We start from the raw sequence: 16290 nt of genomic DNA, 5'->3' as shown, positions 1-16290 counted from the left end.
TTGGCGACTGGCGACAGTGTAGCGGGTGAGCCCCGGCGGCCGCTGGGGGCGTTGTAGGGGAGGGGCGGGTCCCCCGGGGGCTTGGGGGGTGTCATGGGTGGGCCATTTCGTATGGCTTTGGCCAGGTGTGGTCGGCATCCAGTTCCCGTGCCGCCCGGTGGGGCCAGTACGGATCGCGGAGTAGTTCTCGGCCCAGCATCACCGCGTCGGCCTGGCCCGTTGCCACGATGTGTTCCGCCTGGTGCGGGTCGGTGATGAGGCCGACGGCGGAGACCGGGGCGCCGGCCTTGTGCCGGACTGCCGTGGCGAAGGGGACCTGGTAGCCGGGTGCCACCGGTTTTCTGATCCCGGGGGCCACCCCTCCGGAGGAGATGTCGAGCAGGTCCACGCCGTGGTCCATGAGCTCGACGGAGAGTCGCACGGTGTCCTCGACCTCCCAGCCGCTGCCCGGGCCCTCGGCGGTCGGCCTCTCCAGCCAGTCCGTGGCCGATGCGCGGAAGAAGACGGGGAGGTCGTCCGGCCATACGGAGCGCACCGCGTCGACCACCTCCAGCGCGAAGCGGATCCGGTTGGAGAATGAGCCGCCGTACTGGTCGCCGCGTCGATTGGTGTAGGGGGAAAGGAACTGGTGGATCAGGTAGCCGTGTGCGCCGTGCACCTCGACCACCTGGAAACCCGCGTCCAGGGCGCGTCGTGCCGCCCGGGCGAAGTCGCCGACGATCCGGCGGATCTCGGGGACGGTCAGTTCGTCGGGAACGAGATGGCCCGGGCCGTAGGGGAGTGGGCTCGGGCCCATCGGGCGCCACCCTCCGTACTCCGGTGGAAGTGGTGTGCCGCCGTCCCAGGGGCGGGCGGTCGACGCCTTCCTTCCCGCGTGCGTCAGCTGGATGGCGGGCACCGAGCCGAGGGCCCGGAGACCTTGCGCGATGCGCTGGAACGCCGCCTGCTGGGTGTCGTTCCACAGGCCGAGGTCCGCCGGGGTGATCCGGCCGGCCGCCGTCACGGCTGTTCCCTCGGTCATGATGAGCCCCGCGCCGCCCACGGCCCGTGTCGAGAGGTGGGTGAAGTGCCAGTCGCCCGGTGCCCCTGTCCGCTCTCCGCCGACGGGGGCGGAGTACTGGCACATCGGCGCCATCCATACGCGGTTGCGTATGTCGAGGGAGCGCATGACGAGAGGGGTGAACAGTGCGCTCATGGGGCGTCTTCTCTCGAGGGTGGGGAATTTCCGGGTTCGGGAGTGAGGGCGAGGGCGTCGAGCCGTTCGCGGTCCACTTTTCCCGACGGGCCCAACGGAAATGCCGGGAGGACGCGCAGGACCTCCGGCAGCTTCGCACGCTCCAGGCCGCGGTCGGTGAGGAGGAAACGGTGGAGTGCGGGCAGGGTCGGAGGCGGTGCGCCCGGTGTCGGGACCACGAAGACCGCGAGGCGCTCGCCGAGCAGTGTGTCCGGTACGCCGCGGCACACGGCGCCGGCCACGTCGGGGTGGGACGAGACGTGGAGTTCGACCTCCGCCGGGCTGATGTTGAGTCCGGCCCTGATCACGATGTCCTTCTTGCGGCCGGTGAGCCGTAGTCTTCCGTCGCGGGTCAGCGCCCCCAGGTCCCCTGTGCGCACCCAACCGCCCGGGGCGCGGTAACGGCGGTTGAGGTCGGGGTCGTTGACGTAGCACAGGGGTGTGATGGGGCCGCGCGCCCAGATCTCGCCGGTGTGGCCGGCGGGGACCTCGGTGCCGTGCTCGTCGGCGATCCTGAGCCGCACGATGGAGGGGTCCGGGCGCCCCGCCGTGGTGTCCACGACCTCCGCGGGATCCCCGGGGCGGGTGTGGGAGTTGACCCCGTCCGCCGACCCGTACACGGTGGTGACCGTGGCGCACAGGCCGCGCCGCAACCGCGCGGCGGTCTCCGGGTGGAGCGGTGCACCGCCGCTGACGACGCAGCGCAGCGAGGACACGTCCGTGTCCGGCAGCGTCGGGTCGGTGAGGAGTTCCTGGTACATCGTGGGTACGCCGAGAAGGTGGGTCGGGCGTCGTTCGGCGACCATGCGGAGTGTCGCCGAGGGGGAGAAGCGGGGGGTGACGAGCACCGTCGCGCCCAGCACGCACAGTGCGACCAGGCCGACCGAACCGAAGGCGGAGGCCAGCGGGACCATGCACAGCAGGCGCAGGGGTTCCCGGTCGCCGGCGCGCAGGTTCAGCAGCAGGCGTCCACGGCTGGCGGCGAGCGCGTTGTGGGAGTAGGCCACGAGTTTGGGCGCCGCCTCCGTGCCGGACGACACGATGATGCGCGCGGCCGAGTCGGGGTCCGGGGACGCCCGGGGGAGCCGGTCCTGCGGCGGGACCGGGCCGTGCCACACCGGTTCCAGCGCGCGCATGCCGGGCAGTCGTGGGCCCTCGACGTACACGTGCCGCAGTTCGGGCAGGTCCGCCCGGAGCTCGTCGACCGTCCGCGCGTAGTCCTGGTCCCCGACCGTACGGGTGATGAGTGCCGCGACGGCGCGGGACTTCCCCAGGATGGCCCTGGTGTCCTGACGTCTGCGGCCGAGGGGATACGGCAGGCTGACGGCCCCCGTCGCCGCGATGGCCAGGTCGGCGGCGAGCGCTCGCCATCCGTTGGCCAGGTTGACCGCGACGACGTCACCTCCGCGAACGCCCCGCTCGTCCAGTTCGGCGGCGAGAGCCGTGGCGGCGCGCAGGAGTCCGGCGTACGTGGTGGTGCCGTGCGGCTCCACCACGGCGTGGGCGTCGGGGTGTTCGCGCGCCCGTTCCCGGAAGAGGTCGAACAGCGGGCGTCCGGGATAGACGCCCTCGGCCCTCCAGCGCCGGCGCAGTCCGGCAGGGACGAGGTCGGGCAGCTGCACGGTCATGACAGGAACCTCCAAGGGGGTGCCACCAGCGCGCACGCGCCATGACGGAGGTCCGCGCGGAAGGCCGGGTCCCGGGCGACGGCTGAGATGTGTTGCTGGACGAGGACCGCCTCGATCCCGTTCCGGCCGAGGTCCTCGATCCAGCTCCGGGCCGGTCGGGTCAGAAGGCGGGCGGCGACGGTGGCACGCAGGGGTGGCTGCGGCCCGGTGGCCGGGATGTTCAGCGCCGTGGCCAGAAGCCTCCGCCCTCCGGCGGCCGGCAGCGACAGGGCGATGTGGCCCTTCGCCGTGCGGTAGGGGCCCTCCCACGCCGCATGCGCAGGTGCGGAGGGGCCGCGGTCTGCTTCCAGGCGTTGGAGAACCGACGCCGCGGACAGCAGGGACGTGTCCACCCGCTGGGGTCCGCCCCCGAGTTCGCGGGCCAGCAGCCCGGCGAGAACGCCCTCGGCCGATATGAGCCCGCCCAGGATGTCGAGCACCGTCATCAGCGTCGGCCGGGGCCGGTCGGCGCCGTCGGCCATCTCCCAGGCCAGACCGGACCGGGCCTGGACCATGAAGTCCGTACCGGGGAAGAGGTCCGGAGCCGACGAGGGCCCCCACCCCGAGGCGTGGGCGTGCACCAGGGCGGGGTTGGCCGCGCAGAGGGTCTCGGCGTCGAGGCCGAAGACCTCGGCCTTGCCCGGCGCCCAGTTGTGGAGGAAGACGTCGGCCCGCAGGGCCAGCTCCCGGACCGTGCGCCGGCCCTCGGCGGTCTTGAGGTCGGCCTCGACCACGCTCTTGGCCTCGTTCAGGGCGAGGAACCGGGCGGAACAGTCGCCGACCACCGGCTCCGCGCCGCGCTGCGGATCGCCGCCCGGGGGTTCGACGCGTACGACGTGCGCGCCGAGCATCTGGAGGACGTGCCCGGCCATCGGGCCCTGGATACGCCGGGTCGCCTCCACCACGGTGATGCCCCGCAGCGGTTGCCCGGCCGTCGGAGGAACGTGGGGGGCGGACCACGGGGCCGGGCGGGAGCCGGGGTGCTTCGTGTGCGCCGTGTGCTCCGTGCCCGGTGCGCGCAGACTCCATGGCGCCGGGAGCGGTTCCTCCTCCGCGTACCGCTCGGCCGTCGTACGGATGCGGCACACGCTGAGGCCGCTGCGGGCTCCGGCGGCGGCGATGTCCGTGAAGTCGCGGGTGCCGAGTGTCCGGTGCAGGAGCGGGGGCAGCGGCGCCGTCGCCGCGGAGTAGCGGTTGACGAAGGCCCGCCAGCCGAGCGGGACCTCACGGCCTCGAAGGCCGAGAGCGGCCCAGAAATCGCGCCAGGGGGTACCGTCCAGCGCCTCCAGTTCGAACCAGACTCCGTCCCGGCTGAGGAACGGCGGGCCGGTCTCGGTCCCAATCCCGGTCCCGGTCCCGGTCCCGGTCGTGGGCCGAGGTGCCGGTGGTCCGTCCGGCCCAGTCCCGTCCGGCCCAGTCCCGTCCGGCCCAGTCCCGTCCGGCGCCGTGCCGTCCGTGGCGGTCTCGGCGGCCAAGTACTGCGAGACGGTCAGCAACGCCGCGCTCGAACGGGCCGTGCGGATCCGTCCCAGCGGCGCTCCACGCGTCCGCGCGATCAGGGCCGCGAGTACCCCCTGCACCGCGATCACCCCGGCGCAGGCGGAGACGTAGTCCAGCGGCAGGCGGCGTGGTGCGTTTCCTTGCCGGCCGTTCACCGCCATCAGGCCCGCCATGGCCTGGAGGGCCGTCTCGCCGAGCCGGGACCCGGGGGCGTCCGGGAACGGGAGTATCTCGCAGACCAGGGGAGGCAGGCCGTCCTCGGGCAGCACGGTGAGGTGCTCCGTCGCCCCGTGCCGCGGGGTCCGGACACCGGGACGGTGCCTGGCGCCCAGCGCGCGGAGATGGTCGAGTGCGACCGCGCCCGCCGGTCCCGCGGCCGTACCGTCGACCGTGACACCGGCCAGCGGGGCGGTCGAGGGGGCGGTCGGCGGGCCGGCGTGCGGGCCGTGTGTGCGTGCCCTCCCGTCGACGGCGGGTGCCACGTTCATGCGTCGCTCCCCACCGGGCGGGGGGACCCGAGGAACGAGAACGGCGGGCATGCCGGGACGGCGCCCCGTTCGGCCGCGAGGCGGGCGAACGTCCGCATGCCCTCCAGGTGCCGTGCCGTCAGGTCGAACGACAGGTGCCGGAAGTAGTCGGCGGCCTGACGCGGTGCGACGGTGGTGCCGAGCAGGGTGACATCGCGTGCGACGGTGTCGAGGTGGGCCTCGCTGTGGGCGCGGGCCAGTCGCAGTCCGCGCGCCAGTGCGTCGGTCTCGGCCGGATGCCGTTCGGCGAACTCGCGCCGTACGGCCCACGCCGCGAAGACCATGGGGAGCCCGGTCCAGTCCTTCCACAGCGCGCCGGTGTCATGGACCTCGAGGCCGAGACGCGGCCCGTCCGCCAGGCGGGCGCGCAGCGCCACGTCCCCGATGAGCACACCGGCATCGGCATGGCGCAGCATGGCGGAGAGCGTCGGGACGCACGGGGTGTAGCGGGGGCGGACTCCCAGGTGCTCCTCCAGGAGCAGTTGGGCCAGGAGCACCGTGGTGCGGCTTGTGGTGCCGAGACCGACCGGGCGCTCGTGCAGGTCCCGCAACGGCACCTTGCTGACGATGTTGCAGGAGAGCACCGGGCCGTCGCAGCCGATGGCGAGGCCGGGGAGCAGGAGCAGGCGGTCGTGGTGGCGGAGGTACTCGGCCACGGTGATCGGACCCGCGTCGAGCCGGCCCGCCACCAGGTCGTCGCTCAGCTTGTCCGGGGTGTCGATGTGCAGCGACACCGTGGGCAGGACACCCGTCCTGCGCAGTGACCACAGGAGCGGGTAGCTGTTCAGGAACGAGATGTGGCCGAGGCGGGGCCGGACAGCGGTCATTTCCGCCCCCACGCCTTCCGCCCCCACGCCTTCCGCCCCCACGCCTGGGTGAGGGCCGGTGCCAGGTCCCAGAAGTCCACGTTCCGCATCCGCGCGGCGAACTCCTCGTACTCCTTCGCGGAGAGATAGCCCTTGCCGAGGAGCTGTTCCTTGGACATGCCGACGGTGAGCCGCCAGAAGTCGGCGAGGTCGCTGCCTCCTCTGACGTGCTGGGTGACCGTGTTCGCGCCGAGGTCGCGCAGGCCGTGGTGTGCGAGGGCGGAGGGGTAGTTGCGGGCCCACCTGCTGTCGGTTCCGATGGTGTCCCGCAGCAGCTCGCTCCACCGGAGCAGCACCTTGCGGTACCCGGCGTCCGGGGAACCGTCCACGGGGAACCACGAGAACGACTCGACCACCAGGACACCGCCGGGCCGCAGCCACCGCACGATCCGCCTGAGCACCTCGTCCCGTTCGGGAAGATGGTTGAGTACGAAGCGGGCGTGGACCAGGTCGAAGGAGTGCGCGGGAAAGTCGTCCAGGGTCACGTCGTGGACCAACGGCAGGAGGTTCTCCTCCGGCTGGGCCACGAGCGGGGAGATGTCGAGGTCCGTGGCCACGACCTGGGCCGGCGCGGCCCGTCCGCACAGCCACCGCGCCATGGAACCGCCGCCGGCCCCGATTTCCAGGCAGCGCATGCCGGGGCGCACGCCGATGGCGTCCAGCGTCCGTATGGAGAGCGGGTCGAAGACCTCGCCCAGGAGCCGCAGGCGCCGGTGCTCCGGGGTGTCCCGGACGAAGAGGGTCTCGCCGTAGCGTTCGCCCGCCGTCCTCCTCCCGGGGGCGTCGTTCGTCGCTCCGGTCACCAGGCCACCGGTCCGTCCTCGTCGAAGAAGCCACCGGTCGGTCCGTCCTTGTCCAGGGTGGCCAGGGTCACGACCACCCGTGCGCCCTCCTCGACCGTGCGGGTGCCCCGGTGGCCGTTCAGATCGGTCGCCACATAGCCGGGCGTCGCGGAGTTGACCTTCAGGGGGCTTCCGGCGAACTCGCGGGCGTAGTGCAGGGTCAGCGAGTTGAGCGCCGCCTTCGAGGAGTTGTACGCGAGCAGCGCGCGGTGGGGGGCGGCGAAGTCGGCGGCCTTGGCCAGCGAACCGAGTCTGCTGGAGAGGTTGACGATCCGGCCGGCGTCCGACTCGCGCAGCAGGGGCAGCATGGCGTGGGTCGTCGCGATCACGCCGAACACGTTGGTGCGGTAGATCCGTTCGGCCAGCGTGGACGTCGTCGCGCTGGGCGCGATGTCGTCCTCGACGACGCCCGCGTTGTTGACGAGCACGTCGAGACGGCCGAGTTCGCGCGCGATGCGGTCGGCGGCGGCCGACACGGACGACTCGTCGTCGACGTCGAGGTGGATGAAGTGGGCGTCGATCCCGGACTGCCGCAGTTCCTCCACGGCCCGAGTGCCCCGGGAGCGGTCACGGGCGCCCGCGAGTACGGTCATGCCGCGCAGTCCCAGTTGGCGTGCCACCTCGCGGCCCAGCCCCTTGTTGGCTCCCGTGATCAGTGCACAGGGCCGTTCCGTCCTGCTCGATTCCGTGTCACTCACGATGGCTCCTCGCGTCTCGTCGGGCGCCGTGGGGTGCGCCCGGGGAAGTGGTCAACTGCTCTGCGTAGGTGCGGCCGGCGGCTTCGAAGTCCAGCAGGGCGTGGCCGGCCGCGGTGGTGATGTCGCGCCAAGGACGCTGAAACCGGGGTTCCGACTGGCCGCTGGTTCCGACCAGCCGGTACAGCCGGGAGACGGCTGTGGAGATCAGCTCCATCGCCAGGGCCGCGTCGCGTGCGTTGCGCAGCGCGTCGGTGCGGCCGACGCGGCCGCGGTCGGCGGTGGCGGCCGCCCGGTCGACGAGGAGGCGGGCGGCGTCCACTTCGCCCATGGACCGGGCCAGCGCGACGCGCGCGGCGTCCGTGGACCTGGTCGGTGCGTCCCGAAGCCGCTGGGCCCAGGCGGCCAGGGCCGCGGTCGCGGCTCCCAGGGCCGGCGCCACGAAGCACAGGGGGGTCACCGCCGCGGACGGCACGGTCAGCCAGGGGTGCGCCGCGACCGCACCGTCGGCGGCCAGCCGTCGGGGGAAGGACAGCTCCCGCGCGACGAAGGCCTCGTCGACCCGGACCGTGTCACTGCCCGTGCCGCGCATGCCCGGGGCCGACCACGTGCCGGTGATCTCGTACGCGTGGCGGGGCACGGCGAAGAACCGCACGCCCTCGCCGCCGTCCTCGGCCGTCCTCCCGGCGAGCAGGGCCCAGTGGGAGAAGGCGGCCCCGCTGACGTACCGCCAGCTTCCGGAGAGAAGCCACCCTCCCGGGCCCGGCCGGGCGCGCCCGGTGGGCGCCACGGCACCGACCAGACGGACGTCCGGACCGTCGCCCCATATCCCGCGCCGGCCCTCGGGGGGCAGGAACCCGGCGAGCCGGCCGAAGTTGGCGAAGACGGCCGCGACCCAGGCGGCGGACGCGCAGCCCTCGCCGACCGCGGCGACCGCGGTGACCAGGGTGGCGAAGCCGCCGCCCGCACCGCCCCGTTCGGGTGGCACGAAGAGCCGGTGGAACCCGGCGGCCGTCAGCGACGCGATCGTCTCCGGTGCGAGCCGGCCGTCGCGGTCCGCGGCGTCCGCCCCGCGCCCGGCGGCCGAGAGCGTGGCCGGAACGGCGTTCAGCAGGTCTGTCCCGGAAGCCGTCCGCCGCGGTGGCGACGGTTCGGCGGCCGTCGGGCGGTGCGGTGCGGTGGCCGTCACCTGTGTGCCCGCCCCGTCAGTGGATGCCGAACACACGGCACGGTCCGGCGAAGCCCTTGCGGTGCTTGATGAGCCCGATCACCGCGGTGGCGCCGAACTCCGGCACGGTGGCCAGGTTCGCGATGTTCTCCACCCCGTAGCGCATGTCTCCCAGGACGATGCGGTGCGCCCCCGGGTCGTCCACCTGGAGGTTCTTCGAGGCGTCGAGGCTGGGGGTGTCGGTGCCGGCGGCGTTGACCGCCCGCTCGTGGACCAGCAGCTCAGCGGCGTCGAAGCCCAGGCCGGGGAAGTGGGCCGCGCCCGTGGCGTCGCGGTTGATGTAGGCGCCGGGGGTGTTGATCCGGTCGCACCAGCCCGAGTCCATGACGACCAGGGCGCCCTGCGGGATCCGGCCGTGGCGGCTCTCGTACCTGAGGACGTCGTCCGCGGTGAGGGTGGTGTCGTGGTCCTTCGCGGCACGGTCCGCGATGCGGATGACGCAGAGGGGGGCGATGAAGCGGTCGATCGGGATCTCGTCGGTGTACATCGGACCGTCCTCGAGATGCGCGGGACCGTCCACGTGGGTGCCGGTGTGCTCGTCGATCTCCAGCTTGTTCGCGTTGAACCCCTCGCCGGCCACATCGGCGAAGTGATCGATGTTCGGCTTGAGGACGATCGGCTCCAGCACGGGGAAGTCGTTGCCGAAGGTGTGCGTCAGATCGCTGACGCGGCTCCCCCTGATGAGTGGGCTGCCGCCGCTCGGCCGCCCGGTCGTCTGCCGCTCGTCCTCGGAGCCGGCGCTGTGACCGGCGCAGTCGTGGCCGGCCTCTCCGTAGACCTGCTCCATGACCTTGGGGCTGCACATAACAGGATGCTCCTTGGGATGCGATGGGCGGAAGCGCGGAAACGGGTACGGCGGTCGGCGTGGGCGCGGAGGCTCGTGAGCCCTCTCGGCTTGGCCGACCGCCGGTTGTGAACGGGTCAGGACGCGGTGGGGTCCACGACCCGGGTGCCGCGGATCAGCCAGGTGGGGCCTTCGGCGATGTCCCCGATCCGCTCGAAGAACTTCGCGAAGTGCGGACCGGCCATGTGCTTGTCGAAGGCGGCCGCGTCGTCGTACACCTCGTCCAGGTAGAACCGGTTGGGGTCGTTCTCGTCCTTCACCAGCTCGAACCGCTGGGTGAACGGCTCGTCCACGGCGGAGTCGCGGGCGTCGGCGTGGCAGGCGGCGATGAAGTCCTCGTGCCGGTCGGGCTGTACGTCGAAGGCGACGGCAACGTGGTACATGGGGTTCCTCCTTGGGTATGCGGGACGGTCAGTCGACGAGCACGGGCGGTGTGGTCGTCTGCTGCGGCGTGGCACTGGTCTGGCGGAAGCGCGGACGCACGGCCCGGCCGCGGCCCGAGCACAGGCCGAGGATCAGCTCGGGCAGCGTGAACGCGGCCAGCAGGACGAGGGAGACGGTCCATCCGTCGGTGGCGCCGTGCAGCAGGCCCAGCAGAAGCGGGCCCGCGATACCGCCGACGAGGTAGCCGATGGTCTGCACCATGCCCGACAGCTGGGCCGCGACCTGGGGGTTGGGGGACCGGAGCCCGATGAAGGTGAGGGCCATGGCGTGGCCCGCCCCCAGGGTGACGCCGAGGATCACGACCCACAGGGCGGCGATTCCCGGCACCCAGAGCAGACCCAGCAGGCTGATCGCGCCACCGACGGCGATGGCGACGACCATGGGGGCGGTGCCCTTGCGGCCGACGAGGATCGGGGCGAAGAGCGCTCCGGGAACACTCACCAGCATGGCCACCGAGAGCAGCGCTCCCGAGGCGGCGTTGCTGTGCCCGAGGTCGGCGAGGATCGTGGGCAGCCAGCCCAGTGCGGTGAAGTAGGCGAGGGCGCGCAGGGCCAGGTATCCGGTGACCTGCCAGGCCATGGCGTCGCCCAGCAGGGACCCGCGGGCCGTGGAGCCGGCGGCGGGAGCGGGACGCTCGCTACGGCGGGCGAGCGGCAGCCACACGATGAGGCCGAGTGCCGCGGGGACGACCCACAGGGCGAGCGAGCCGCTCCAGCTGTCGGTGGCGTTGCGCAGGGGGACGGCCACGCCCGCCGCCAGTGCGGCGCCGGCGCTGAGCACCGCGGTGCCGATGCCGGTGTACAGGCGCACCCGGTCGGGGAAGACGCTCTTGATGACGGCCGGCATCAGCACGTTGCCGATGGCGAGGCCGGCGCCCGCCAGAGCGGTACCGAGGAAGAGCGCCCAGGCGGCTTCGTCGAGCCGGACGAGGATTCCGGCGATCAGGAAGAGGAAGCCGAGCACCAGGGCGCGGGGGGTACCCAAGCGGCGGGACAGGGCGGGGGACACGGCGGCGAAGACACCCAGGCACACGACCGGCAGTGTCGTGAGAACGCTCACCGCCGAGTCGGACAGTCCAACGGACTCCTGGATGTCGTCGAGCAGGGGGGAAACGCTGCCGACGGCGGGCCGAAGGTTGAGGGCCAGCAGGGTCAGCCCCACAGTCATGGCCACTGCGCTCGGACGGGCGCCTGAACGGTGGTCGGACACGGAGCTCCTCCTTGTCTGAGGTATATGGATGCGATCTGTCGGATGATTCCTGTCGACCATAAGAGATCTTATCCATAGCAGTCAATCCAGATGACTCAGGAGGGTGCGGGTTGGCTGAGACCTTACCCCTCGCGGGCCCGGTCGGGACGCGGGAACGGCGGAGCCCCGGGGCGACGTCGGCGTCGGCCCGGGGCTCCGGAGGCGGTGTGCGGGGGTGTCTGTTCAGCGGGGGGCGAGCCCGTCCAGCAGGGCGGTGCAGGCGGCCTGCAGTTCGGCCTCCAGGTCGCCCTGGCCGGCGGGCTTGCGTGCCCACCGGAACAGGGTGCCGAGGTAGACGTCGCGCAGCAGGTGGCCCGCCAGCTCGGAGTCGACGCTCTCGGGGATGCCGCCACTCGCCCGCCCCGCCTCGATGAAGCGGCTGAACAGGTGAGCGGTGTGCGGCTCCTCGTGCAGGGGCGCCCCCGCGCGGACCCAGGCGCTCAGCAGGGCCTTGGTCTGGGCCGAGTTGACGAGGGTGATCTGCGCGAGGATGCTCATGCAGCGCGACAGGGTGTGCCGGATGTCGGCACCTTCGGGGTTCTCGATCCCTTCCGGGTCCAGCCCCTCCCGCAACAGGACCCGCCGCCGCTCACTCCACTCGCCGATGATGTCTTCCTTGCGCTGGAAGTGGTTGAAGAAGGTGCCGCGCGCGACGTCGGCCCTTTCGGCGATCTCTTCGACTGTGGTCTGGTCGTAGCCCTGCTGGGTGAACAGCTCCAGGGCGGCTTCGTAGATGCCGTTCTTGACGCGCATCTTGTTGCGCTCCCGGCGCCCCTGTGGTTGCGCCGCGGTGGGAGAAATCGTCTCGACCATCTTCAACTCCAGTAGCGCACGGGACGGCGTGCACGGTCCGGCTGCCGCGGGTCACGGTGTCGCGCGCCCCGGCTGCGCACTTGCATCATGTTCACTTGTATCACGATCCATGAATGATGAGTAGTGCAGTATTGACCTGGGGTTTACCAAGGTCGGGGTGCTCACGCACCCGGCCTCGTGCCCGCGACCCGGGCGGTCCGCGACTCAGACGGTGGGCTGGAGGGAGCTCGCCTCCGAGACCAGTTCCTTCAGGGCGCTGTCGCTGAGCAGGCGGGAGAGCGCGATGTCCCGGTCGGTGACGTGCCGGAAACCGACGCGCAGTTTGGCCGCGCTCAAGGAGTCGATCCCGTAGTCCCGCAGCGAACGGCGCAGGTCCAGACGCTCGACGGGGAGCCGCAGAACCTGCGAGATCTGGGCCAGGAACAGGTCTCCTGTGTCCCCGACCCCTGTGTCTCCGACCCCGGTGTCCCCAACCCCTGTGTCTCCGACCCCGGTGGCCCTGGTGTCACCGGTGTCCGCGAGCGGCGACCGCTCCTCGCCGGCGCGTGGCGAGGGGATCCCCACGGCGAGGGCGGCCTGCGCGGGACGTGGCCCGCGCAGCATGCGGGTCGCCGCCACCAGGCGTCGGGCCGGCCTGCGGATTATGCGGGCGAGGCCGAGTCCGTCGGGGGCGCTGCCGCGGAGCGGGGAGGCGGCGCGACGCAGCTCGATGCCGCCGAAATCGGCCACCGGCCGCCCCTGCGAGTCGAGCACCCACACGTGGGCCACGGCGGTCCGGCCGGAGTCCCTGGGCGTCACGAGTGCGCGTACCCACACGTCACCGGTGAGCGGGCGGTGGAACCGGACCCGCTCGAAGGACGTGACGGTGTACGCGTGGTCCGGCACGCAGGCGAGGAGCACCAGCAGGCAGCTCTCCCAGGCGACGTGCGGTGAGCCCTGCGGGCTCGCGACCAGCGCGACGGCCTCGCCGTCGCGCCGCCACAGGCGCTGCAGGGTGCGTACACGGGAGCCGACGGTGTATCCGCGGTCGGCGAGATCCTCCGCGAACTGTGCCGACGTGCGCGGGGTGCGGCACCGGGCGAGGGCCGCGTCCAGCCGCGTCAGCGAGTGCCGCTGCTCGACGGCCGGTTCGCCTTCGACGCGGACGCGGGCGGTCAGTGCCGTTCGCGTGGTGTCGTGCGCCGGGTGGACCGTGGCCACCGTCCCGCCGGGTGTGGCCGCGACCCGGACGCGCAGAGTCGTTTCGCCTCCGGCCGGCGGTTCGATCGGTTCCTTGACCTCGGCCTGCTCCAGCGTGACGGTGGACCGGCCGGCCGTGGCGCTCACCGCTTCGTGGAGCGTGGCCAGATGGACCACCGGCGGAATGGCCTCGAAACCGTGCAGGCTCACGGTCGCGTCGGTCAGGTTCGCCGTGACGTCGGTGACCCGGCCGCCGGCCCCGGCCGGAGCGAGGGGAGCGGCCGGTTCCCGGCGCAGGACCTCGCGCTCCCACGAGTAGCGCGGCAGCGGCACCTGCCGTGCCTCCCCCCTGAACCAGCGTTCCCAGTCGACCGTCCCGCCCATGGCGAAGAACGCGCCCAGGGACCGGGCCAGGGCGAGCGGCTCCTCGCGCGACTTCCGCGTCGTGGAGGCGACGACCCCGGAAGCGGCACCCGCCTCCCGTGCGATGTCGTCGACGGCCATCTGGAGAACGGCGTGCGGGCTGACCTCCACGAAGACGTGGTCCCCCTCCTTCACCAGGTGCCGTATCCCGTCGAGGAACCGCACGGGTTGCCGCAGGTTCTCCATCCAGTACCCGGCGTCCAGTTCGGACCCCGGCAGGAGGGTGTCGCGGGCGGTGGAGTAGAGCGGGACGGTGCCGTCCCGGGGTGTGAGGCCGGCCAGCGCGGCGAGCAGGTCGTCACGGATCGGATCCATGGCGGGTGAGTGGGACGCGACGTTGACACGGACGATCCGGTGGAAGATCCCGGACCGGTCCAGGCGCCGGCCGATGCGGCGCAGGGCGGCGGCGTCTCCCGCCAGGATCGTGGACGAGGGCGCGTTCTCGGCGGCGACGCACACGTTCCTCTCGGCGGCGACGAGGTCCGCGGCCTGCTCGGCCGAGACGTCCGCCGACATCATCGCGCCCTGCCCCACGGTGCGGCGCATCAGTGCGCTGCGGCGGCAGATGACCGCGGCGGCGTCCGCGAGCGGCAGGGCGCCGGTGACCGCCGCCGCCGCGACCTCGCCCATGCTGTGGCCGACACACACCGCCGGGTCGACGCCCATGTCCTGCCAGGTGGCGGCGAGCGCCACCTCCATGGCCCACAGGATCGGCTGGACCTCGGCGACGTCGTCACCGATGGTCCCGTCGGCGAGGGCTGCGGTCACCGAACGGCCCGTCTCGGCCCGGACGACCGCGTCGCACGCGGTGATCGCCGTCTCGAACGCGGGCGTGGAACCCCACAGGGACTGCCCCATGCCGGCCCATTGCGACCCTTGCCCGGGGAAGACGAACACGGTCCGCCTGGCGGCCCCGAAGCCCGCTTCCCCCAGGCCCGCCCGTTCGGTGTCCCCGCCCTGTGCCAGGGTCCGGAGCGCCTCCGCCAGGTCCTCGTGGTCCGTGCCGGTGGCCCACAGCCGGTAGGGGTGCGCGTCGCGGTGGAGTGCGGCCGTCGCGCAGATGTCCCACAGTGGCAGCTCGTTGCCCGGGCCGCCCGGCGCGAGGAAGCCGGCGTAGTCGCCCGCCAGGCGCAGCAGCGCCGTACGGGACCGTGCGCTGAGCACGAGCAGATGGGCCGGCCTGGCCGGCGGGAGCTCCGTGCGGCCGTGCGGCGCGCGGGTCTCCTCCTCCTCGGCCCCGGCGACCACGACGTGTGCGTTGGTGCCGGACAGTCCGAAGGAACTGACTCCGACCAGTGTGTGCTCGGCCTCGGCGGCCAACGCGTGGTTGGCGGCGACGACTTGCACCGTCCCGTCCGAGTCGGTCAGCGCGGACTGCGGTTCCCGCAGGTGCAGCGAGCCGGGAACGACGCCGTGGTGGGCGATCAGAACCGCCTTCATCAACCCGGCGATCCCCGCGGCCGCCTCGGTGTGCCCGATGTTGGTCTTCACCGACCCGGTCCGGAGCGGACCGCGTTCCGGACCGCGCCGCCGGGCGAGGGCGGCCAGGGCCCGCAGCTCCACCGCGTCACCGACCGGTGTCCCCGTTCCGTGCGCCTCGACGTAGTCGAGCTCCTCCGGGGTGATGCCCGCGTCCCGGCACGCCCGCTCTATCAAGGTGACCTGGCCCGACTCCGCAGGCTTGATCAGTGACCCGCTGTCGCGTCCGTCGTTGGTGACCGCGCTGCCCGGAAGCAGCGCCAGGACGGGGTAGCCGGCCTTCTGGGCGTCGCTCAGCCGGGCCAGCACCACGATGCCGACGCCCTCGCTGCGCACGAAGCCGTTCGCGGCGGTGTCGCCGAACTTGCAGCGTCCCTCCGGCGAGAGCATCGCGGCCTGCGAGTAGGCCACCGCGTCGAGCGGCGACAGGATGAGGTTGACGCCACCGGCGATGGCGAGATCGGTCTCCCCGGTGAGCAGCCCCTGCCGGGCCATGTGCACGGCCACCAGCGAGGAGGAGCAGGCGGTGTCGACCGTCAGGCTCGGCCCGCGGAGGTCCAGGTCGTAGGAGACCCGGCCGGAGCCCATGGCCCGGATGTGGCTTCCGGTGGCCTCGTGCAGGTCGTGGGTCTCGATGCGGCTGTCGTGCGCGTAGTCGGCGGTGGCCTGGCCCATGTACACGCCCGTCGTCGTTCCCGCGAGCGCGCTCGGGCGGATGCCCGCGCCTTCCAGCGCCTCCCGCACCACGGGAAGCAGCAGCCGGTGCTGGGGGTCCATGCTGGCCGCCTCCGCCGGAGAGATCTCGAAGAACCCCGGGTCGAAGGCGAAGGGGTCGTCCAGGAAGCCGCCGTACCGGCTGACCGTCCGTCCGGGTGTGCCCGGCTGAGGCGCGTAGAAGGCCTCGACGTCGAAGCGCTCGGGCGGGACGGGTGTCACGCAGTCCCGGTTCCCGACCAGGTTGGACCAGTACTCCTCAACGCTGTCGGCCTGAGGAAAACGGCACCCCATGCCCACCACCGCGATGATCGTGCCTTCTCTGCCTATGCCCACGTCAAATCCCCCCTATGGATTCCAGGTGTCGTCGAAGAACACGCAGGTGGCGCCGCCCCGGCAGCGCCAACGGAGGGAGCGTAGTCCAAATGTGGACCCCAGGCCAGCATTAGTTCCTGATGCAAGGATTGACTCGAAAATGGCCAGTGGCGCAATCGAGTGGTGCGCGTGTGCACAGGGGGAAGTTGCTCCAGAGTACTAACTAAGACTCTAGACTAATCTGCGACCACGGTCATAAGGTGGCCTGGAGT

The 16290-nt window shown here is 72.4% G+C and carries 12 protein-coding genes; all 12 read right to left on the bottom strand.

Annotated elements, in window-relative coordinates; genetic code table 11:
• Positions 1-91 precede the first annotated feature (91 nt).
• Entirely contained in the window at positions 92-1195 is a 1104-nt protein-coding gene (locus C4J65_RS13530) for an NADH:flavin oxidoreductase/NADH oxidase (RefSeq protein ID WP_115742649.1), read from the bottom strand.
• Positions 1192-2862: a class I adenylate-forming enzyme family protein gene (locus C4J65_RS13525; RefSeq protein WP_115742648.1), complete on the bottom strand. Its 1671-nt coding sequence runs from the start codon at positions 2860-2862 to the stop codon at positions 1192-1194. Before C4J65_RS13525 ends, C4J65_RS13530 begins: the two co-directional genes overlap by 4 nt.
• Positions 2859-4889, bottom strand: a complete 2031-nt coding sequence (locus C4J65_RS13520; protein WP_162833169.1) for a CoA transferase — start codon at positions 4887-4889, stop codon at positions 2859-2861. Before C4J65_RS13520 ends, C4J65_RS13525 begins: the two co-directional genes overlap by 4 nt.
• Positions 4886-5755: a menaquinone biosynthesis protein gene (locus C4J65_RS13515; protein ID WP_115742646.1), complete on the bottom strand. Its 870-nt coding sequence runs from the start codon at positions 5753-5755 to the stop codon at positions 4886-4888. Before C4J65_RS13515 ends, C4J65_RS13520 begins: the two co-directional genes overlap by 4 nt.
• Complete coding sequence (locus C4J65_RS13510) at positions 5752-6597, bottom strand: class I SAM-dependent methyltransferase (RefSeq protein ID WP_115742645.1); 846 nt, start codon at positions 6595-6597, stop codon at positions 5752-5754. The genes C4J65_RS13515 and C4J65_RS13510 overlap by 4 nt, the downstream gene beginning before the upstream one ends.
• Complete coding sequence (locus tag C4J65_RS13505; RefSeq protein ID WP_115742644.1) at positions 6594-7334, bottom strand: SDR family oxidoreductase; 741 nt, start codon at positions 7332-7334, stop codon at positions 6594-6596. The genes C4J65_RS13510 and C4J65_RS13505 overlap by 4 nt, the downstream gene beginning before the upstream one ends.
• On the bottom strand, positions 7327-8520 hold the full coding sequence (locus C4J65_RS13500) for an acyl-CoA dehydrogenase family protein (RefSeq protein WP_162833168.1): 1194 nt from the start codon (positions 8518-8520) through the stop codon (positions 7327-7329). Before C4J65_RS13500 ends, C4J65_RS13505 begins: the two co-directional genes overlap by 8 nt.
• Positions 8521-8536: 16 nt before the next feature.
• The gene (locus tag C4J65_RS13495; protein WP_115742642.1) at positions 8537-9364 is read right to left on the bottom strand and encodes a cyclase family protein; all 828 of its coding nucleotides are present in this window, start codon (positions 9362-9364) and stop codon (positions 8537-8539) included.
• A 116-nt stretch (positions 9365-9480) separates the two neighbouring features.
• Positions 9481-9786, bottom strand: coding sequence for a putative quinol monooxygenase (locus tag C4J65_RS13490; RefSeq protein ID WP_115742641.1), 306 nt, complete (start codon positions 9784-9786; stop codon positions 9481-9483).
• A 28-nt stretch (positions 9787-9814) separates the two neighbouring features.
• Positions 9815-11014, bottom strand: a complete 1200-nt coding sequence (locus C4J65_RS13485) for an MFS transporter (RefSeq protein WP_162833167.1) — start codon at positions 11012-11014, stop codon at positions 9815-9817.
• Between the two features lie 264 nt (positions 11015-11278).
• Positions 11279-11908, bottom strand: a complete 630-nt coding sequence (locus tag C4J65_RS13480) for a TetR/AcrR family transcriptional regulator (protein WP_115742639.1) — start codon at positions 11906-11908, stop codon at positions 11279-11281.
• Between the two features lie 204 nt (positions 11909-12112).
• Positions 12113-16039 (bottom strand): type I polyketide synthase, encoded by a 3927-nt coding sequence (locus tag C4J65_RS13475; RefSeq protein ID WP_162833166.1) that lies wholly within the window; start codon positions 16037-16039, stop codon positions 12113-12115.
• Positions 16040-16290 lie beyond the last annotated feature (251 nt).

The sequence above is a fragment of the Streptomyces sp. CB09001 genome (assembly GCF_003369795.1).
Lineage (GTDB): Bacteria > Actinomycetota > Actinomycetes > Streptomycetales > Streptomycetaceae > Streptomyces.
Note: the sequence above shows the minus strand (reverse complement) of the source record. Positions and strands in the feature narration are given on the sequence as shown.

Coding starts and splice junctions, on each gene's coding strand:
- C4J65_RS13530 (WP_115742649.1), bottom strand. CDS start 1,195: ATGAGCGCACTGTTCACCCCTCTCGTCATGCGCTCCCTCGACATACGC.
- C4J65_RS13525 (WP_115742648.1), bottom strand. CDS start 2,862: ATGACCGTGCAGCTGCCCGACCTCGTCCCTGCCGGACTGCGCCGGCGC.
- C4J65_RS13520 (WP_162833169.1), bottom strand. CDS start 4,889: ATGAACGTGGCACCCGCCGTCGACGGGAGGGCACGCACACACGGCCCG.
- C4J65_RS13515 (WP_115742646.1), bottom strand. CDS start 5,755: ATGACCGCTGTCCGGCCCCGCCTCGGCCACATCTCGTTCCTGAACAGC.
- C4J65_RS13495 (WP_115742642.1), bottom strand. CDS start 9,364: ATGTGCAGCCCCAAGGTCATGGAGCAGGTCTACGGAGAGGCCGGCCAC.
- C4J65_RS13490 (WP_115742641.1), bottom strand. CDS start 9,786: ATGTACCACGTTGCCGTCGCCTTCGACGTACAGCCCGACCGGCACGAG.
- C4J65_RS13485 (WP_162833167.1), bottom strand. CDS start 11,014: ATGACTGTGGGGCTGACCCTGCTGGCCCTCAACCTTCGGCCCGCCGTC.
- C4J65_RS13480 (WP_115742639.1), bottom strand. CDS start 11,908: ATGGTCGAGACGATTTCTCCCACCGCGGCGCAACCACAGGGGCGCCGG.